Origin of the sequence: Streptomyces sp. NPDC058274, assembly GCF_042881375.1 — a bacterium.
GTDB lineage: Bacteria > Actinomycetota > Actinomycetes > Streptomycetales > Streptomycetaceae > Streptomyces.
This window is the reverse complement of record NZ_JBHVXW010000010.1, coordinates 247141-265799: the sequence shown is the minus strand read 5'-3', so window position 1 is coordinate 265799 and position 18659 is coordinate 247141. Positions and strand designations below refer to the sequence as shown.

Annotated in this window: 16 protein-coding genes; 8 read left to right on the top strand and 8 right to left on the bottom strand. The window is 69.3% G+C overall.

Annotation, left to right across the window (positions count from 1 at the left end; translation table 11 throughout):
• Positions 1-115: 115 nt before the first annotated feature.
• The 4 genes from ACFVYF_RS21925 to ACFVYF_RS21910 all read left to right on the top strand — a co-directional run bounded on the left by ACFVYF_RS21925 (position 116) and on the right by ACFVYF_RS21910 (position 4406).
• Positions 116-1513, top strand: coding sequence for an extracellular solute-binding protein (locus tag ACFVYF_RS21925; RefSeq protein WP_389457657.1), 1398 nt, complete (start codon positions 116-118; stop codon positions 1511-1513).
• Positions 1510-2451, top strand: a complete 942-nt coding sequence (locus tag ACFVYF_RS21920) for a carbohydrate ABC transporter permease (protein ID WP_389457655.1) — start codon at positions 1510-1512, stop codon at positions 2449-2451. Before ACFVYF_RS21925 ends, ACFVYF_RS21920 begins: the two co-directional genes overlap by 4 nt.
• 1 nt (position 2452) lies before the next feature.
• The gene (locus tag ACFVYF_RS21915; protein WP_389457654.1) at positions 2453-3304 is read left to right on the top strand and encodes a carbohydrate ABC transporter permease; all 852 of its coding nucleotides are present in this window, start codon (positions 2453-2455) and stop codon (positions 3302-3304) included.
• Positions 3305-3776: 472 nt separating this feature from the next.
• Positions 3777-4406, top strand: coding sequence for an XRE family transcriptional regulator (locus ACFVYF_RS21910; protein WP_389457696.1), 630 nt, complete (start codon positions 3777-3779; stop codon positions 4404-4406).
• A gap of 92 nt (positions 4407-4498) precedes the next feature.
• Here ACFVYF_RS21910 and ACFVYF_RS21905 read toward each other — a convergent pair whose 3' ends face one another.
• Entirely contained in the window at positions 4499-5524 is a 1026-nt protein-coding gene (locus ACFVYF_RS21905) for an ATP-dependent 6-phosphofructokinase (protein ID WP_389457652.1), read from the bottom strand.
• A 274-nt stretch (positions 5525-5798) separates the two neighbouring features.
• On the opposite strand from ACFVYF_RS21905, the gene pta reads away from it, so the two are divergent.
• From pta to pyk, 3 genes are all read left to right on the top strand, one after another.
• Positions 5799-7889 carry a phosphate acetyltransferase gene (gene pta / locus ACFVYF_RS21900; protein WP_389457650.1) on the top strand — a complete coding sequence of 697 codons (2091 nt, stop codon included), beginning with the start codon at positions 5799-5801 and terminating at the stop codon, positions 7887-7889.
• On the top strand, positions 7886-9130 hold the full coding sequence (locus ACFVYF_RS21895) for an acetate kinase (protein ID WP_389457649.1): 1245 nt from the start codon (positions 7886-7888) through the stop codon (positions 9128-9130). The genes pta and ACFVYF_RS21895 overlap by 4 nt, the downstream gene beginning before the upstream one ends.
• Before the next feature lie 73 nt (positions 9131-9203).
• Positions 9204-10634 (top strand): pyruvate kinase, encoded by a 1431-nt coding sequence (gene pyk, locus ACFVYF_RS21890; RefSeq protein ID WP_389457647.1) that lies wholly within the window; start codon positions 9204-9206, stop codon positions 10632-10634.
• A gap of 108 nt (positions 10635-10742) precedes the next feature.
• On the opposite strand, the gene ACFVYF_RS21885 is transcribed toward pyk, so the two are convergent.
• The 4 genes from ACFVYF_RS21885 to ACFVYF_RS21870 form a co-directional block, all read right to left on the bottom strand.
• Complete coding sequence (locus ACFVYF_RS21885; RefSeq protein WP_389457645.1) at positions 10743-12014, bottom strand: hypothetical protein; 1272 nt, start codon at positions 12012-12014, stop codon at positions 10743-10745.
• A complete protein-coding gene (locus tag ACFVYF_RS21880; RefSeq protein WP_389457643.1) occupies positions 12004-12549 on the bottom strand; it encodes a DUF6114 domain-containing protein in 546 nt (181 codons plus the stop codon). Before ACFVYF_RS21880 ends, ACFVYF_RS21885 begins: the two co-directional genes overlap by 11 nt.
• A 105-nt stretch (positions 12550-12654) precedes the next feature.
• Entirely contained in the window at positions 12655-13287 is a 633-nt protein-coding gene (locus ACFVYF_RS21875) for a DUF6230 family protein (protein WP_389457642.1), read from the bottom strand.
• Between the two features lie 621 nt (positions 13288-13908).
• Positions 13909-14886 (bottom strand): tetratricopeptide repeat protein, encoded by a 978-nt coding sequence (locus tag ACFVYF_RS21870; protein WP_389457640.1) that lies wholly within the window; start codon positions 14884-14886, stop codon positions 13909-13911.
• 291 nt (positions 14887-15177) lie between these two features.
• Here ACFVYF_RS21870 and ACFVYF_RS21865 point away from each other — a divergent pair, with 291 nt between their 5' ends.
• The gene (locus ACFVYF_RS21865; RefSeq protein WP_389457638.1) at positions 15178-15804 is read left to right on the top strand and encodes a TetR/AcrR family transcriptional regulator; all 627 of its coding nucleotides are present in this window, start codon (positions 15178-15180) and stop codon (positions 15802-15804) included.
• Between the two features lie 93 nt (positions 15805-15897).
• Here the strand turns inward: ACFVYF_RS21865 and ACFVYF_RS21860 are convergent, their stop codons facing one another.
• The 3 genes from ACFVYF_RS21860 to ACFVYF_RS21850 form a co-directional block, all read right to left on the bottom strand.
• The gene (locus ACFVYF_RS21860; protein ID WP_389457636.1) at positions 15898-17598 is read right to left on the bottom strand and encodes a methylmalonyl-CoA mutase; all 1701 of its coding nucleotides are present in this window, start codon (positions 17596-17598) and stop codon (positions 15898-15900) included.
• Between the two features lie 73 nt (positions 17599-17671).
• Positions 17672-18010: a DUF3817 domain-containing protein gene (locus tag ACFVYF_RS21855; protein WP_389457634.1), complete on the bottom strand. Its 339-nt coding sequence runs from the start codon at positions 18008-18010 to the stop codon at positions 17672-17674.
• Between the two features lie 132 nt (positions 18011-18142).
• Positions 18143-18652, bottom strand: a complete 510-nt coding sequence (locus tag ACFVYF_RS21850; protein WP_389457632.1) for a MarR family winged helix-turn-helix transcriptional regulator — start codon at positions 18650-18652, stop codon at positions 18143-18145.
• Positions 18653-18659: the final 7 nt, after the last annotated feature.

Genomic DNA, 18659 nt, shown 5'->3' with positions numbered 1-18659 from the left:
CGGCGTGCTCCCTTCGACCGTAGCCACTGCACAGTCATTGACCTGACATACGCACATCTCATACGTTCACGAGCAGCCAAACTCGGCCACCGACGATGTCGGCCAGTAGGAGGTCGTGCCCGTGCGCCCCACCGCCGCCCGCCCCCGTACCACCGCTCCCCTGCTCCTCGCGGCCCTGCTCACCGTGTCCGCCGCCGGAACCCTGACCGCCTGCGGCAGTGGTTCCGGAAGCGATCCCGACACGGTGAAGGTGTCCTTCAAACAGTCGACGGACAACTCGATCAAGGTGACGGACACTTATCTGGCGGACATCAAGAAGCAGTTCGAGAAGGCGAACCCGGGCAAGAAGGTCGAGCTCGTTCCGATCAAGGCCCCGGACTCCGAGTACTACACGAAGGTCCAGCAGATGCTGCGGTCGCCCAAGACCGCGCCCGACCTCGTCTACGAGGACACCTTCCTCATCAACTCGGACATCACCAGCGGGTACTTGAAGCCCCTCGACCCCTACCTCGACAAGTGGCAGGACTGGGACCAGTTCGTCGACACGGCGAAGACCGCGGCGAAGGCGCAGGACGGGAAGACGTACGGCGTCCCGGACGGCACGGACACCCGGGGCCTCTGGTTCGACAAGGGGATCTTCAAGAAGGCGGGGCTGCCCGCCGACTGGCAGCCGAAGACCTGGGAGGACGTCCTCACCGCGGCCCGCGCCATCAAGAAGAAGGTGCCGGGCGTCACGCCGCTCAACGTCTACACGGGCAAGCCCGCGGGCGAGGCCGCCACCATGCAGGGCTTCGAGATGCTGCTGTACGGCACGGGTGACGGGAAGTCCGACCCCCTGTACGACACGGCGTCCAAGAAGTGGATCACCGGAAGCCAGGCCTTCAAGGACTCCCTTGAGTTCGTGGAGACGGTCTTCAAGGAGAAGCTGGGCCCCGATGTCTCGGACGCCCTCGACCCCAACATCCAGACCGCGGTCCGCGGTGACCTTCTTCCCCAGGGCAAGCTCGGCATCGACCTGGACGGCAGCTGGCTGCCGCAGGACTGGCAGAAGGGGGCCGGGCACGAATGGCCCGAGTGGTCCCAGAAGCTGGGTCTCGCCGCCATGCCCACGCAGCACGGGCAGGCACCGGGCAAGGTGAGCATGTCGGGCGGCTGGACCTGGTCGATCCCGGCGAAGGCGGGCAACCCCGACCTGGCCTTCAAGTTCATCGAGACGATGCAGACGAAGGCGAACGCCCAGAAGTGGTACATCGCCAACTCCGGTATCGCCGTGCGCAAGGACGTGGCGTCCGACCCCGCGTACGCGAAGGCGCAGCCCGGCATCAAGTTCTTCACGGATCTCGTGGCGAGCACGCACTACCGGCCCGCGTACCCGGCGTACCCGAAGGTCTCGACCGCCATCCAGGAGGCCATGGAGGGCGTGACGACGGGTGACAGTTCGGTCGACAAGGCGGCGAGCGGCTACGACGAGGAGCTGAAGTCGGCGACCGACGACCAAGTGATCAAGAAGTGAGCGTCGGCACGCGGGCGGTCCGGCCACCGGCTCCGCCCCGCCCCGCCGGCCCGAAGGCCGCCTCCCCGCACCGGGGCGGCCTTCGCCGCTCGCTGCTGCGCGCGCTGCCGGTGTCCCCCGCCGTCATCCTGCTGGTTCTCTTCCTCGCCGGGCCGATCGGTTACTGCGCCTACATCGCCTTCACCGATCTCCAGCTCACCGGCCAGGCCCACGCGTCCTTCGTCGGCTTCAACAACTTCCGCGACGCGTTCCAGGACGACGCCTTCCTGAACGCGGTCTGGCTCACGCTCGTCTTCACCGTGCTCTCGTCCCTGATCGGCCAGAACACCCTGGGCCTGGCGCTGGCCGCGCTCATGCAGCGGGCGTCGAAGCCGGTCCGCACACTGGTCGGCGCCATCGTCATCACGGCATGGGTGCTGCCGGAGGTCGTCGCGGGCTTTCTCCTCTACGCCTTCTTCCGCCGCGAGGGCACCCTGAACGCGATCCTGGACTGGCTCCATCTCCCGTCCCAGAACTGGCTGTTCACGCTCCCGATCCTGGCGGTGTCCTTCGCGAACGTATGGCGGGGCACGGCGTTCTCGATGCTCGTCTACTCGGCCGCGCTGAACGAGATCCCGCAGGAGATCACGGAGGCGGCCGAGGTGGACGGCGCGGGCGGCTGGCGCCGTATGTGGCACATCACGCTCCCGATGATCCGCCGTTCCATCGGCACCAACCTGATGCTCAACACGCTCCAGACCCTGTCGGTCTTCGGGCTGATCTGGGTCATGACGCGGGGCGGCCCCGGCAACAAGAGCCAGACCCTGCCCCTCTTCATGTACGAACAGGCCTTCCAGAAAAGCATGATCGGATACGGAACCGCGGTGGCTCTTCTGCTCCTGGTGGTCGGCTCGCTCTTCTCCCTCGTGTACATGCGGCTGCTGCGGACGGAGGTGTGACATGGCCCTTCTGACGCGCACCACACTCACCTCGCGCCGCACCGGCAGGCGTCTGGCGGCGGACGCCGGACTGCTCGTCGTGGCCGCCGCGTTCGTGCTCCCGCTGGCCTGGGTGATCCTGTCCTCGCTGGACCCGCACGCCGACCTGAGGGTGAAGGTCCCGGACGGCGTCACGCTGGACAACTTCGACGCCGTCCTCAAGCCGGACATCCTCTTCACCCCGCTGCTCAACAGCCTGATCCTGTGCGGGGGCGGGACGGTGCTGACGGTGGTCTGCGCGGCGCTGGCGGCCTATCCGCTGTCCCGCTTCCGCTCGCGGCTCAACCGCCCGTTCCTGCTGACGATCCTCTTCGCGACGAGCCTGCCGATCACCGCGATCATGGTCCCGGTGTACGCGCTGTTCGTCCAGGTGAACCTGATCGACACCGTGCAGGGCACGATCTTCTTCTTCGCGGCCTCCCAACTGCCGTTCGCCATCTGGCTGATGAAGAACTTCATGGACGGCGTGCCGAAGGAGCTGGAGGAGGCGGCCTGGACGGACGGGGCGTCGTCGTTCCAGTCGCTGGTGCGGATCGTGCTGCCGCTGATGGGGCCGGGTGTGTCCGTGGTGACGGTCTTCTCGTTCGTGATGATGTGGGGGAACTTCTTCGTCCCGTTCATGCTGCTGCTCACCCCGGACCAGATGCCGGCGTCCGTGAGCATCAACGAGTTCTTCGGGAACCGCGGGATGGTGGTGTACGGGCAGCTGGCGGCGTTCTCGGTGATCTATTCGACGCCGGTGCTGCTGCTGTACGTGCTGGTCGCCCGGCGCCTCGGCGGGGGCTTCGCGCTGGGCGGGGCCGTCAAGGGGTGAGGCGGTGGCGCCCGGCGCCCGGAAGGAGTGGCGGGGCGGGGCGGTGGGATTGCGCCGGGCTCCACGTGACCCTCGGCCGCTTGGCACCTGACGTACCCGCCCTCGATGTCGAACCGCCGGTGGGCGACTCGCGGCGTTCCACCGCACCGCGGCCGACGCGGGCGGGTCCGGGCAGCCGTCCGCGCATATGCCCGCTCACCTTGCCCTTCGCTTGGCCGTCGGCGCGCCGGGCGCCGGACCGAGGAGCTCGGCCTCCGCTCGGAGCGGGTGGCCGGCGCCCGTTCCGGGGTCTTCGATCAGCTCCGGCCACGGCCGAAACCGTATGTTACTACAATCCGTGATTGTGGCCGAACAGACCGTAGTCACCGCAGTCCCGTGCTCATAGCTTGTGCGCGTGCACCAGCCCCCTGCCCCTCAGCCCACGCCGCCCTTCAACGCCCTCGCCGCCCGCCGGTTCCGCGCCGGTCTCGGCATGGGGCCCGAGCATGTCGCGTACGGACTGCGCGCCTCGTACGGCATGCCCTATGCCACGCCCGACCTCGTCGTCGCCTGGGAGCGCGGCATCGCCTCCCCGAGCAGTGCCGAGCTCACCGCCCTCGCGGGCGTGCTGTGGTGTTCACCGGGTGAGCTCATCGGCGCGCCCCGGACGCTGCGGGAACACCGCATCTCGCGCGGTCTGGCCGCGGAGGACGTCGCGCGCACGGTCGGTCTGGAACTCCTCGCCTACCAGCGGATGGAGGAGACCGACGAGTGGCGGGGCAACGAGCGGCAGTCGTCCGTGCTCGCCGATCTGCTCGAACTCTCGCTGCCCGACTTCATCACCGTGACCGGGCGCGACGAGCGGCTCGCGGAGTTGCTGCGCAGTGCGGTGGCGACGCGCTGGCAGGCGTATGTGCGGCCGGTCGGCAAGATGGTGCCCCTGGACCGGCGGATCCTGGAGGAGGCCCTCCAGGAGCTGCACACCGACTACCAGGGGCAGATGGCCGCCTCGCTGAGCTGGGCGTCCGGCTCGGCCGCCGGGGACTCAAGCGACGCCGGCCGGGACTTCCTGGACCGGATCGTCGACAACTTCTGGTCGATGGTCCAAAGGAGCACGTACTGAGGAACGGGATGTAGGCACAGGGCGAGGAGTGCGCCCCGGGCCAAGAAGCCTGGGCCCGGGCCACTCCATCCGGAAGCCCTTGGAAGACCGGTCTAGAAGACCGACTCCGCCTCGTCCATCCGGTCCTTCGGGACCGTCTTCAGCTCGGTGACCGCCTCCGCGAGCGGCACCATCTCGATCTCCGTGCCGCGCAGTGCCGTCATACGGCCGAACTCGGCGCGGTGCGCGGCCTCCACCGCGTGCCAGCCGAAGCGGGTGGCGAGCACCCGGTCGTACGCGGTCGGCGTGCCACCGCGCTGGATGTGACCGAGGATGACCGGCTTGGCCTCCTTACCGAGGCGCCGCTCCAGCTCGTACGCGAGGGCCGCGCCGATGCCCTGGAAGCGCTCGTGGCCGAACTGGTCGATCGCGCCGTGGCCGTAGTCCATCGTGCCCTCGGCGGGGTGGGCGCCCTCGGCGACGCAGATGACGGCGAACTTCTTGCCGCGGGCGAAGCGCTCCTCCACCATCGCGACGAGGTCCGAGGGGTCGAAGGCCCGCTCGGGCAGGCAGATGCCGTGCGCGCCGGCGGCCATGCCGGACTCCAGGGCGATCCAGCCGGCGTGCCGGCCCATGACCTCGACGACCATCACGCGCTGGTGCGACTCGGCGGTCGTCTTCAGGCGGTCCATCGCCTCGGTGGCGACACCGACCGCGGTGTCGAAGCCGAAGGTGCGGTCCGTGGAGGAGATGTCGTTGTCGATCGTCTTCGGGACGCCGACGACGGGCAGACCCGCGTCCGACAGCATCCGGGCGGCGGTCAGGGTGCCCTCGCCGCCGATCGGGATGAGCGCGTCGATGCCGAATTCGCGGGCCATGTCCTGCGCGTTCTCGCAGGCCTCGCGGAGCCGGTCGCGCTGGAGGCGCGAGGAGCCGAGGATGGTGCCGCCGCGGGCGAGGATGCCGCTGACCGCGTTCAGGTCGAGGGTGCGGTAGTGGCCGTCGAGCAGGCCGGCGTAGCCGTCCTCGAAGCCGATGACCTCGTCGCCGAAGTTGGTGACCGCTCGGTGCACGACCGACCGGATCACGGCGTTCAGCCCCGGGCAGTCGCCGCCTGCGGTGAGAACTCCGATGCGCATCGTGCTGTGTCTCCTGCTCGCTGTTGGTACGTGTGAGCCAATCCGATTGTTTCACGGCCCACAGGGGTCCGCCGCCCCCGCCCACACCGCCCCGCGCCGCCGTTGTGGGACCTCGGCCCCCTCACCAGGACGTTCGCCCTGACGGGCGCCTTAGCCAGCGCCAGAGGTATTGTCAAGAGGGCTCTGCTCACGTTGGCGGGGCCACTTTTCGGAGCCCCGGACACCGCTACTTTTCGGAGCCGGAACACCGCGACGCAACGGATGGAGAGCACGCGTGACCCGCAGCGTGTACGTGACCGGGATCGACCGCGGCGACGGCCGCCAGGTCGTCGAGCTGGGAGTCATGGAGCTCCTGACCCGCCAGGTCGACCGGGTGGGGGTCTTCCGGCCCCTCGTCCACGACGGCCCGGACCGGCTCTTCGAGCTGCTGCGCGCCCGCTACCGGCTCTCCCAGGACCCGGCGACCGTGTACGGCATGGACTACCACGAGGCGTCCGCGCTCCAGGCCGAGCAGGGGACGGACGAGCTGGTGTCGACCCTGGTCGACCGCTTCCACCTGGTCGCACGCGACTACGACGTGGTCCTCGTCCTCGGCACCGACTTCGCCGACACGCAGTTCCCGGACGAGCTGGCGCTCAACGCCCGGCTGGCCAACGAGTTCGCCGCCTCGGTGATCCCGGTCGTCGGAGGCCGTAAGCAGACCGCCGAGTCGGTGCTCGCGGAGACCCGCAACGCGTACCGCGCCTACGACGGGCTCGGCTGCGACGTCCTCGCGATGGTCGTGAACCGGGTCGCCGCCGCCGACCGCGACGGGATCCACGAGCGGCTCGACTCCCGTCTCCCGGTGTCCTGTTACGTGCTTCCGGACGAGCCCGCGCTCTCCGCGCCGACCGTCGCGCAGATCACCCACGCGCTCGGCGGCAAGGTGCTCCTCGGCGACGACTCGGGCCTGGCGCGCGACGCGCTCGACTTCGTCTTCGGCGGTGCGATGCTGCCGAACTTCCTGAACGCGCTGACCCCCGGATGCCTGGTGGTCACCCCCGGCGACCGCGCCGACCTCGTCATCGGCTCGCTCGCCGCGCACAGTGCAGGGACGCCCCCGATAGCCGGCGTGCTGCTGACCCTGAACGAACGGCCCAGCGACGAGATCCTCACCCTCGCGGCCCGTCTCGCGCCCGGCACCCCGGTCGTCTCGGTGGCCGGCAACAGCTTCCCGACGGCGACCGAACTCTTCGGCCTGGAAGGCAAGTTGAACGCCGCGACACCGCGCAAGGCGGAGACGGCCCTCGGCCTCTTCGAGCGGTACGTCGACACCGGCGACCTGCTCAAGCGGGTCTCGGCGCCGAGCAGCGACCGCCTCACCCCGATGATGTTCGAGCACAAACTGCTGGAGCAGGCCCGCTCCGACAGGCGCCGCGTCGTCCTGCCCGAGGGCACCGAGGCCCGCGTCCTGCACGCGGCCGAGGTGCTGCTGCGCCGGGGCGTGTGCGACCTGACCCTGCTCGGCCCGCTCGACCAGGTCCGCAAGAAGGCCGCCGACCTCGGCATCGACCTGGCCGGCGCGCAGCTCATCGACCCGGGGACCTCCGAGCTGCGGGACCGCTTCGCCGAGAAGTACGCGCAACTGCGCGCCCACAAGGGCGTCACGGTGGAGCTGGCGTACGACGTCGTCGCGGACGTGAACTACTTCGGCACCCTGATGGTCCAGGAGGGACTGGCCGACGGCATGGTGTCGGGCGCCGTGCACTCCACCGCGGCCACGATCCGCCCGGCCTTCGAGATCATCAAGACCAAGCCGGACGCGAAGATCGTCTCCTCCGTCTTCTTCATGTGCCTGGCCGACAAGGTCCTGGTCTACGGCGACTGCGCGGTGAACCCCGACCCGAACGCGCAGCAGCTCGCCGACATCGCCGTGCAGTCCGCCGCCACCGCCCGGCAGTTCGGCGTCGAGCCGCGGATCGCGATGCTGTCGTACTCCACCGGCACCTCCGGCTCGGGCGCGGACGTCGACAAGGTCCGGGAGGCCACCGAGCTGGTCCGCGCGCGCCGCGACGACCTGAAGATCGAGGGCCCGATCCAGTACGACGCCGCCGTCGAGCCGACCGTCGCGGCCACCAAGCTGCCGGGCTCCGAGGTCGCCGGCCAGGCGTCCGTGCTGATCTTCCCGGACCTCAACACCGGCAACAACACCTACAAGGCCGTGCAGCGCTCGGCCGGCGCGATCGCCGTCGGCCCGGTCCTCCAGGGGCTGCGCAAGCCGGTCAACGACCTGTCGCGCGGTGCCCTCGTCCAGGACATCGTGAACACCGTCGCCATCACGGCGATCCAGGCCCAGACCCCGAACGAGAAGGCTCCCCAGCAGTGACCGCGACTCGTGTCCTCGTCCTGAACTCCGGCTCGTCGTCGGTGAAGTACCAGCTGCTCGACATGAGTGACCACAGCCGGCTGGCCATGGGCCTCGTCGAGCGCATCGGCGAGGAGACGAGCCGCCTCAAGCACACCCCGCTCGTCGGGGACGGCGCCGGGACCCGCGAGAGCACCGGCCCGATCGCCGACCACGCGGCCGCGCTGAAGGCCGTGGCCGAGGAGCTGGCCAAGGACGGCCTCGGCCTGGACTCCCCGGAGCTGGCGGCGATCGGCCACCGGGTGGTGCACGGCGGCAAGTTCTTCACCCGGCCGACCGTCATCGACGACAGCGTGCTCGCGGAGATCCAGCGGCTGATCCCGGTGGCCCCGCTGCACAACCCCGCCAACCTGACGGGCATCCTCACGGCCCGCACCCTGCGCCCCGACCTCCCCCAGGTCGCCGTCTTCGACACCGCGTTCCACACGACGATGCCGGAGTCGGCGGCGCGCTACGCGATCGACGTGAAGACGGCCGACGAGCACCGCATCCGCCGGTACGGCTTCCACGGCACCTCGCACGCGTACGTGTCCCGGGCGACGGCGAAGCTCCTGGACCGGGCGCCGGAGGACGTGAACGTCATCGTGCTGCACCTGGGCAACGGCGCCTCGGCGTCGGCGGTGCGCGGCGGGCGGTGCGTGGACACCTCCATGGGACTGACCCCCTTGGAGGGGCTCGTGATGGGTACGCGGTCCGGTGACATGGATCCGGCCGTCATCTTCCATTTGATGCGTGTTGGCGGAATGTCCACGGACGAGATCGACACTCTTCTCAACAAGAAGAGCGGTCTGGTCGGCCTGTGCGGCGACAACGACATGCGGGAGATCCGGCGGCGGATCGACGAGGGCGGCGCCGACGCCGCGTCGGCCCGGCTCGCCTTCGACATCTACATCCACCGTCTGAAGAAGTACATCGGCGCCTACTACGCGGTGCTCGGCCGGGTCGACGCGGTCGCCTTCACGGCCGGGGTCGGCGAGAACGCCGCCCCGGTGCGGGAGGCCGCGATCGCGGGCCTGGAGGAGCTGGGGCTGGCGGTCGACGGCGAGCGCAACGCCGTGCGGTCGGGCGAGCCGCGGCTCATCTCGCCCGAGTACGCGCGGGTCGCGGTGGCCGTCGTGCCGACCGACGAGGAACTGGAGATCGCCACGCAGACGTACGCACTCGTGGGGCCGTCTCACACCCCGTCCGACGACCTCACCTGAGCGGCATCCCGCCCTTTTGTATCTTCCGCCAGACGGAATATTCCGTAGCGAAACAAACCGATAGGATCGCCCCATGCGCCGTTCGAAAATCGTCTGTACCCTCGGCCCCGCGGTCGACTCCCATGAGCAGCTCGTCGCGCTGATCCAGGCCGGCATGAACGTGGCTCGCTTCAACTTCAGCCACGGCACGCACGCCGATCACCAGGGGCGGTACGACCGCGTCCGGGCTGCCGCCGCCGAGACCGGCAAGGCCATCGGTGTCCTCGCCGACCTGCAGGGCCCGAAGATCCGTCTGGAGACCTTCGCCGAAGGCCCCGTCGAGCTGGTGCGCGGTGACGAGTTCACCATCACCACCGAGGACGTGCCCGGCGACAAGTCGATCTGCGGCACGACCTACAAGGGTCTGCCGGGCGACGTCTCCAAGGGCGACCAGATCCTCATCAACGACGGCAACGTCGAGCTGCGGGTCGTCGAGGTCGAGGGCCCCCGAGTCCAGACGGTCGTCATCGAGGGCGGCGTCATCTCCGACCACAAGGGCATCAACCTGCCCGGCACCGCCGTGAACGTGCCGGCGCTGTCCGAGAAGGACGTCGAGGACCTCCGCTTCGCCCTGCAGATGGGCTGCGACATGGTCGCCCTGTCCTTCGTGCGCGACGCCCACGACGTGAACGACGTGCACAAGGTGATGGACGAGGAGGGCCGCCGGGTCCCCGTCATCGCCAAGGTGGAGAAGCCGCAGGCGGTCGAGAACATGGAGGGCGTCGTCGCGGCGTTCGACTCCGTGATGGTGGCCCGTGGCGACCTGGCCGTCGAGTATCCGCTGGAGAAGGTCCCGATGGTGCAGAAGCGCCTCGTGGAGCTCTGCCGCCGCAACGCCAAGCCGGTGATCGTCGCGACCCAGATGATGGAGTCGATGATCACCAACTCCCGCCCGACGCGCGCCGAGGCCTCCGACGTCGCCAACGCGATCCTCGACGGCGCCGACGCGGTCATGCTGTCCGCCGAGTCGTCCGTGGGCGCGTACCCGATCGAGACGGTCAAGACGATGTCGAGGATCGTCGTGGCGGCCGAGGAGGAGCTCCTCTCCAAGGGCCTGCAGCCGCTGGTCCCCGGCAAGAAGCCGCGCACGCAGGGTGGTTCGGTCGCCCGCGCCGCCTGCGAGATCGCCGACTTCCTCGGCGGCAAGGGCCTGGTGGCCTTCACCAAGTCCGGTGACACCGCCCGCCGGCTGTCCCGCTACCGCGCCTCCCAGCCGATCCTGGCCTTCACCACGGACGAGGGCACCCGCAACCAGCTCACCCTGAGCTGGGGCGTCGAGTCCCACGTCGTGCCCTTCGTGCACAGCACGGACGAGATGGTCGACCTCGTCGACAAGCAGCTCCAGAAGCTCAACGTGTTCAGCGACGGCGACGTCGTCGTCATGACCGCCGGCTCGCCTCCCGGCGTCCCCGGCACCACCAACATGGTCCGGGTCCACCACCTGGGCGAGGGCAACCGTCCCTGACGGCCCCGCACCCGCACGCACGGCAAAGAGCTGCGGCCCGGCCCCCCGAAGTGGTGGGGGACCGGGCCGCAGCTCTGTGTGCGGCTCCCGGAAAGGTCTGTGCGACGGTCAGCTGACGTACTGGTGCAGCCCCGGCACCGTCAGATCGCCGCCGAACTGGCCGGCCTGCGTGACCTTCACATTGGTGAAGTAGATCAGCGGGATGTTCAGGGGCGGCGGGTTGTCCGGGTCGAACGTGACCGGGATCAGGCCGAACAGGTTGCCGGAGATGCTCTCCGTGTACATCACGGTGTCACCGTTGCGGATGGTGGACGTCGAGCCCTTGGCCGCCTGTACGTGGTACGTCTTGCCGGACTGGGCGTCCTTCGTCGTCTGGTGCAGATCGCCGATGTCGGTACCGCCGGAGATCACGTACTTCAGGACTTCCTTGACCGTGCCGTTGGCGGTACGGACCTTCACCACGCCCTGGTAGTCGGCACCCTTGAGCAGCAGTGAACTGGCGTTCAGATACCAGGGGTCGTCGGGCAGGGCGGCTGTCTTCTCGACCCCGCCCTCGTCGTCGGTGGAGGTCGGGCAGCCGTCCGCGTCGGTGCTCGCGCTCGCGGACGGGCTGGGCGTCGCGGAGGCCGCCGCGGACTCGGCCGCGGCGCTCGCCTCCTTGGCGGCGGCCTTGGCCTTGTCCGTGGTGTCCTCGACCGTCTTGCCGGCCTTGTCGACCGTGTCCTTCGCCGTCTCGGTGACCTTGTCGGTCGTGTCCTTGACGGGGTCGGAGGCGTCCTTGCTCGCGCTCGCCGAGGGGGTGGCGGACGGTGTGGGCGTGGAGCTCTCCGGCTTGTCGGGCGTCAGGATGTCCTTGAGCGCGTCACCGAGGCCCAGCGGGTCCAGCGGGTTGCTGCTGCTCGCGGACGCCGACGGGGCCGGCGTGGCCGTGTCGCCGCCGCTCTGGCTCGACTTGCTCGCGGTCGGAGCCGGCGTGGACTCGCCCTTGTCGTCGGAACCTGAATCCGGCGAAGAGGTCTTGTCCGGGGACGGCGTGGCCGAGGGAGTCGGTGTCGCGTCGGGGGACGCGGAGGAACTGGTGGAGGCGGAGGGCGACGGCGAGGCCGACGCGTCCTTGGCGCCGTCCAGGGCGTCGACGCACTTCTGGTACTCGTCGGCCGTCAGACTCTTGGACGACGGGTGGTCGTCGGCGAGCGCGAGGGTCGGCGTGAGGCCCATCCCCATGAGGACGGCGGTCGGCATCGCCGCGAGGGCTATGGCCTTGCCCGCGGGCACGTTCAGCCGGACGAGCAGCGGCTTCCTGGGCGCGGCATGCCGCGGTCCGGTTCTCGCACGGGACTCTCCCGCAGAGTCCACGTGGGTCACCTCGTCAGCCGGCACTGTGCCTCCCGTTCGCCCCGTTGGTCGGGCTTGTTCCTGACAGATCGTTCGGCTCCCCCGGCGCGTCCGCGGTTGCCGGAGCCACGCTGCCCGTAGCCGCGTGCGCGCCCTTGCGGGCCGGTGCGGCCGGCTGCTCGTCGGGCTCGCCCGGCACCCAGGAGATCGCCATCGCCCCGCCGATCAGGGCGAACAGGAAGCCGATGAGGAAGCCACCGAGGTTGGACACCGGGATGGACACCAGCGCCAGCAGAATCGCGGCGACGCCCGCGAAGGTCCGTACGTGCTTCTGGAACCACAGACTGACGCCGAGTACCACCAGGAGCACGCCGATGATCAGGGAGCCGGCACCTCCGGTGGTCGCCATGGCCAGGGTGAGATGGCCGATCTGGAGGTTCGCGTACGGGAAGTACATGATCGGAAAGCCACCGAGCAGGACGAACAGACCGGCCCAGAACGGACGGCCGCCCCGCCATTCGCGGAACCGCAGCCGCCAGTGGGTGAATTGGCCGCGCGCGGCAGGAGTCTCGGCGCTCATGGAAAACAGCTCCCTGGAACGGCTTTGCTGTGAGAAGTACGTACTACGAGAGAGGGGTGGGGCGGGCGGATCGGCAGGAGGCCTCCCCGCCCGCCCCCGGAGTGCCTAGTAGCACTCCTTGACACCCTTGGAAACCGACATCTTCAGGCCGCTGAGCTTGAAAGTGCCGGCCGTGGTCGCCCACGCCGTCTGCTTCACGTCGGTCAGCTTGGCCGAGTCGGCCTGCTGGGCGAACCCGTAGGGGTTCGCCTGGTCGCCCTTGGCGACACCGGGACCCTTGTTGGCGTCCTTGGCGGCGACGCCGATGTCAATGCCGTAGAACGTGGCATTGGCCTCGAGGTCCTCGACATCGATGTAGAGGTTCTCCGCCTCCACCGGCGTACCGCCGCCGCCCGCCTTCAGCGTCAGGCTGACGGAACCGAGCAGCGGGATGTCCGGGGTGACGACGGACTGGCACATGTCCGTGATCGACGCGGACTTGAACGCGGACACCGCAACCGGGTGAGCCGTCTTCTTGCCGTCGAGGGTGTACCCCGAGTCAATGGCTCCGTACTGCGAGAAGCCCGTGCCGTTGAGCTCCTTCGCCGTCACCTTGAACGACTGACCCGACACACTGAACGACGCGGCGAGAGCGCCCTGCGCGAGGGCGACACCTATCGCAGCCGTGGCGGCCACGCTGGGCACCATCACGACGGCGAACCGCTTCCATCTGGTCCCGCCACGCACCTGGGACTCCATATTTCCTCCTTCTCGGACGTACATCTCCTGGCCCTGACTGCCCCAATGACGGCGGCTCAGCCGGGCAGGGATGGGAGAAGTGCTACGTCCTCGGGAAGGAGAGCGCCCGATCTCGGAGGCACGAACAGCGCCCGAATCACCGGCGATCACCCCCGAGCGACAACCACTGGTCGCGCCTGACACGCATCACGCACAACCTGCTGGACAGGCTCCACCGAAGGCGGAGACCCCCCTGTCCAAGAACCGGCGCCACTGCCGCCGGCCCTACTCGGTGGGGACCCAGAAAAGCCGTTGACCCGATTGGCTGTCGGGGTACGGGAATGGACCGAGCGTCGCCGATCGTGGTGCATTCTGGCCGCCCGCACAAGGGGGTTCGTTACTGGCTAGTAACGGCCGGATAACCGAACAACGACCCGCCGGTATCGGTCAGCAACGCAGGGTGGTGCCCACCCCGGGGTCAAAGTGCTTGATTTGCGGACGGAATCCGACAGAAGACCGCTTCAGCCTTACTCCAAGTAACAGCGGCCGCGATTACCAAGATTTGGTAAAGCGCGGCCGCATGGTCACCGGGGGAGCCAATGTTTCACTCGGGCATCACAAGTCCGAGCGTTTAGGGACTGGTCAGAACAGGGCTCGCGCGAGGGCCCGTCGTGCCGCCGTCACCCGCGGGTCGTCCCCGCCGACCACCTCGAAGAGCTCGAGCAGCCGCACCCGTGCGGCGTCCCGGTCGTCACCGACCGTGCGCCCCACCGCGTCGATAAGTCGTCCGAAAGCGTCCTCGACGTGACCGCCCACCAGATCCAGGTCGGCGGCCGCGATCTGCGCCGATACGTCGGCGGGCTTGTCGGCCGCCTCCTTGCGCACCTGCTGCGGGTCCGCACTCTGCACACGCTGGAGCAACTCGGCCTGCGCCAGGCCCAGCTTGGCCTCCGTGTTGCCGGGGTCGTCGCTCAGTACGTTCCGGTACGCCTGGACGGCACCGCCCAGATCGCCCGCGTCCAGGGCCTGTACGGCCGCTTCGAGCAGCGCGTCATAGGGGCCGGCCGGGATCTCGGGAGCCTTCGGCGCGCTGCCGGGCTCGGTCTCCGCGTCGACGGTCAGACCGGTGAGCCCGAAGCGCTGCTCGGCGACCTGCACGAGCTGGTCCAGCGTCCCCCGGATCTGCTCCTCGCCCGCGGCACCCTGGAAGAGCGGCAGCGCCTGTCCGGCGACCACCGCGAAGACGGCCGGGATCCCCTGGATCCCGAACTGCTGCATCAGCATCTGGTTGGCATCGACGTCGATCTTTGCCAGAACGAAGCGCCCGTTGTACTCGAGTGCCAGTCGCTCCAGGACCGGGCTCAGCTGCTTGCACGGCTCGCACCACTCGGCCCAGAAGTCGATGACGACCGGTACCTCGGTGGAGCGCTGCAGGACATCGCGCTCGAATCCCGCCTCGTCTACGTCGATGACGAGACCGGCGGGGGACACGGCCCCGCCTCCGTCGCCCTGCCTGGCGGCTTCGGCGCGCGCCTGCTCCGCCTTCGCCTTGGCCTCCTGGGCCGCCTTCACCGCGGCGAGGTCGACGACTCCGCTCATGGACATGTTCCGTGGCTGCATGAGTACATCCTCCCCCCTCCGCGCGCACGTGTGAAAAGCGTGCTGAAAGCCAGACCCGCTACGGCCTGATGTGGTCGTTCCCCGTGGTGCTCAGTGCGTGTGGTCGGCGCCGGGTCCCCACCTGGCGCCAGTGGTCGTCGCCCGCGCACATGACATGCGTACGAGCTTTCGCTACGAGTCGTAGCGTAACTGTACCGACCGGCGGCCGGATGCCATACCCCGGTGATCTCCCTCACGGCTTCACACAACCGCCGGATATGGTCGCCGACATGCCCGGATATGGTCGCTGACATGCAGAACCGCACCTCCGTCCCCCGTACGGGACGTCCCCGCAGCGCCGCCGCGGACGCCGCGATCCTGGACGCGACGCGGGCGGCGCTGGTCGAACTGGGCTGGTCCAAACTGACGTTGGGGGATGTCGCGACCCGTGCCGGAGTCGCCAAGACCACCCTCTACCGCCGCTGGGCGGGCAAGAACGAGCTCGTCGTCGACGCCGTGGCCGTCCTCTTCGACGAACTGGTGCTCCCCGACCGCGGTTCGCTCGCCGCCGACATCGAGGGCGTGGTCCTCCAGTTCGCGGCGATCCTGGGGCGTCCGGAGACCAAGACGGCCCTCATGGCGGTCGTCGCCGAGTCGACCCGCGACGAGCCCCTCCGGGAGCGCATCCGTACGTCGATCGTGGACCGCCAGAAGCGGCTGGTCCTGGAGGGCCGGGCCCGCGCTCAGGCACGCGGCGAACTGCCCCCCGAGGAGGACGCCGAGTCCGCCGCGCGCACCGCGGATCTCATCTTCGACGTGGTGGCGGGAGCCGTGGTCCACCGCACCCTGGTCAGCGCGGAGCCCGCCGACGAGGAGTGGGTCCGCAGCTTCACCCGAGTACTCCTGCTGGGCCTGACGGGGGCCACGGGCCAGGACTGAATCTCAGCCCGTCCGGCGATTGAGGACGAGCGCGTCAGCGCGACACGGGGCCCGGGGGCGGAGCCCCCGGTACCGAGCCCCCGCGCCGGGACCTCAGAACCCCGCCGGCTCCGTGTACACCCCCCACTCGTCCCGGAGAACCCCACAGATCTCCCCGAGCGTGGCCTCCGCGCGAACCGCCTCCAGCATGGGAACGATCATGTTGCCCCCATCCCGCGCGGCAGCGAGCATCGCGTCCAACGAGTCCCGCACCCGCGCCTCGTCCCGCGCCGCCTTCCGCGATCCGAGCTCACGGACCTGATCCCGCTCCACCTCGTGGCTGACGCGCAGGATCTCCAGGTCGCCGGTCACCGAGCCGTGGTGCACGTTCACACCCACGACCCGCTTGTCGCCCTTCTCCACCGACCGCTGGTACTGGAACGCGGACTCGGCGATCTCGCCGGTGAACCAGCCGTCCTCGATACCCCGCAGGATGCCCGAGGTGATCGGACCGATCGGGTGCTGTCCGTCCGGGTGGGCCCGCAGCCCCCGTTCCCTGATCTGCTCGAAGATCTTCTCCGCGTCGGCCTCGATCCGGTCGGTGAGCTGCTCGACGTACCAGGAACCGCCCAGCGGGTCGGCGACGTTGGCGACGCCCGTCTCCTCCATCAGCACCTGCTGCGTACGAAGGGCGATCTCCGCGGCCTGCGCGGAGGGCAGGGCCAGGGTCTCGTCCAGCGCGTTGGTGTGCAGCGAGTTGGTGCCGCCGAGCACCGCGGCCAGCGCCTCCACGGCCGTACGCACCACGTTGTTGTACGGCTGCTGCGCCGTGAGCGAGACACCGGCGGTCTGGGTGTGGAAGCGCAGCCACTGCGCCTTCTCGGACCGCGCGCCGTACACGTCCCGCATCCAGCGGGCCCAGATCCGGCGCGCGGCGCGGAACTTGGCGATCTCCTCGAAGAAGTCGACGTGCGCGTCGAAGAAGAAGGAGAGGCCGGGGGCGAAGACGTCGACGTCCATGCCGCGCGAGAGGCCCAGCTCCACGTACCCGAAACCGTCCGCGAGCGTGTACGCCAGCTCCTGCGCGGCCGTCGCCCCCGCTTCCCGGATGTGGTAACCGGAGACGGACAGCGGCTTGTACGCGGGGATCTTCGTCGCGCAGTGCTCCATCAGGTCCCCGATGAGCCGCAGATGCGGCTCGGGCTGGAAGAGCCACTCCTTCTGCGCGATGTACTCCTTGAAGATGTCGGTCTGGAGCGTGCCGTTCAGCACCGCGGGGTCCACGCCCTGGCGCTCCGCGGCGACCAGGTACATACAGAAGACCGGCACCGCCGGCCCGCTGATCGTCATCGACGTCGTCACGTCGCCCAGCGGGATGTCCTTGAACAGGACCTCCATGTCGGCCGCGGAGTCGATGGCGACCCCGCAGTGGCCGACCTCGCCGAGCGAGCGCGGGTCGTCGGAGTCGCGGCCCATCAGCGTCGGCATGTCGAAGGCGACGGACAGTCCCCCGCCGCCGTTGGCGAGGATCATCTTGTAGCGCTCGTTCGTCTGCTCGGCGTTGCCGAATCCGGCGAACTGCCGGATGGTCCACGTACGCCCGCGGTAGCCGGTCGCGTGGAGCCCGCGCGTGAACGGGTACTCGCCGGGCCAGCCGATACGGTCGAAGCCCTCGTACGTGTCGGTGGGCCGGGGCCCGTACACCGGCTCCACGGCGTCGCCGGAGAGCGTGGTGAAGTCGGCCTCGCGCTTGCGCGAAGCGTCGTAGCGGGCCTGCCAGCGTCGGCGGCCTTCCTCGATGGCGTGAGCGTCCATACCATTGAATTTACTAGGACGTCCTAGTAAATGTCGATGGGCAACCGCCGCGAGCCCTGCCCGCGGCGGTGAATCAGGCCTTGGCGACCGCCGGAGCGTCCTCGGCGAAGCCGGCTTCCAGCTCGCGGCTGACCTTGCGCTCCACGAAGAAGGCGGCCGTCGGGATCGTGCCCGCGAGAAGCACCCACAGCTGCTTGCCGACCGGCCACTTCGCCTTGGAACCCAGGTCGAAGGCGAAGACGAGATAGATGACGTAGAGCCAGCCGTGCGCGATGCCGACGACGCGCGTGAAGTCCGCGGCACCGTCCATGTCGAGCACGTACTTGGCGATCACACCGAGGGTCAGCAGGACCAGCAGCACACCGGTGACGTAGGCCATCACGCGGTAGCGGGTCAGCACGCTCTTTTTCATGGGTACGAGCGTAACGGCCGGTTTCGCACGATCTTCGGGCACCCCCGCGCCCCGGCGAAGCGCCCCGCCGCCTGCCGAAAGGCGCCCTGTCGCAGGTCGTGCGGGAGCCCTGTCGCAGGTCGTACGGGCGCCCTACTCCTCGTCGAAGTCGTGCGCCGCGATCCGCAGCGGCCGGAGCATCGCGAAGATCTCCGCGCACTCCTCCGCGTCGTACGCGCCGAGCCCGAAGTCCATCGCCATCAGGTCGCGGGTGGCCGCGTCGACGACCTCGCGGCCCTTCTCGGTGATGGAGGCCAGCGTGCCGCGCCCGTCGTTCGGGTTCGGGCGCTTGTCGACCAGTCCGGACCTGACCAGCCGGTCCACGGTGTTGGTGACGGAGGTCGGGTGCACCATGAGCCGCTCGCCGATCTTGGACATCGTCAGCTCGCCCTCTTTGGAGAAGGTGAGCAGCACCAGCGCCTCGTACCGCGCGAAGGTCAGCCCGTAGGGCTTGACGACCGCGTCGACCTCCGCGAGCAGGATCTGGTGCGCGCGCATGATCGAGGTGATCGCGGACATGGACGGAACGGATCCCCACCGCCGCTTCCAGAGTTCGTCGGCGCGGGCGATGGGATCGAAGGCGAGACTGAGGGGCTTCGGCACGGCAAAG

What these genes read in the sequence shown, in the direction of transcription:
- ACFVYF_RS21870 (WP_389457640.1), bottom strand. Translation starts at nt 14,886, where the DNA reads ATGCAGCCACGGAACATGTCCATGAGCGGAGTCGTCGACCTCGCCGCG.
- ACFVYF_RS21860 (WP_389457636.1), bottom strand. Translation starts at nt 17,598, where the DNA reads ATGGACGCTCACGCCATCGAGGAAGGCCGCCGACGCTGGCAGGCCCGC.
- ACFVYF_RS21880 (WP_389457643.1), bottom strand. Translation starts at nt 12,549, where the DNA reads ATGAGCGCCGAGACTCCTGCCGCGCGCGGCCAATTCACCCACTGGCGG.
- ACFVYF_RS21865 (WP_389457638.1), top strand. Translation starts at nt 15,178, where the DNA reads ATGCAGAACCGCACCTCCGTCCCCCGTACGGGACGTCCCCGCAGCGCC.
- ACFVYF_RS21905 (WP_389457652.1), bottom strand. Translation starts at nt 5,524, where the DNA reads ATGCGCATCGGAGTTCTCACCGCAGGCGGCGACTGCCCGGGGCTGAAC.
- ACFVYF_RS21910 (WP_389457696.1), top strand. Translation starts at nt 3,777, where the DNA reads ATGGGGCCCGAGCATGTCGCGTACGGACTGCGCGCCTCGTACGGCATG.
- ACFVYF_RS21875 (WP_389457642.1), bottom strand. Translation starts at nt 13,287, where the DNA reads ATGGAGTCCCAGGTGCGTGGCGGGACCAGATGGAAGCGGTTCGCCGTC.
- pyk (WP_389457647.1), top strand. Translation starts at nt 9,204, where the DNA reads ATGCGCCGTTCGAAAATCGTCTGTACCCTCGGCCCCGCGGTCGACTCC.
- ACFVYF_RS21855 (WP_389457634.1), bottom strand. Translation starts at nt 18,010, where the DNA reads ATGAAAAAGAGCGTGCTGACCCGCTACCGCGTGATGGCCTACGTCACC.
- ACFVYF_RS21915 (WP_389457654.1), top strand. Translation starts at nt 2,453, where the DNA reads ATGGCCCTTCTGACGCGCACCACACTCACCTCGCGCCGCACCGGCAGG.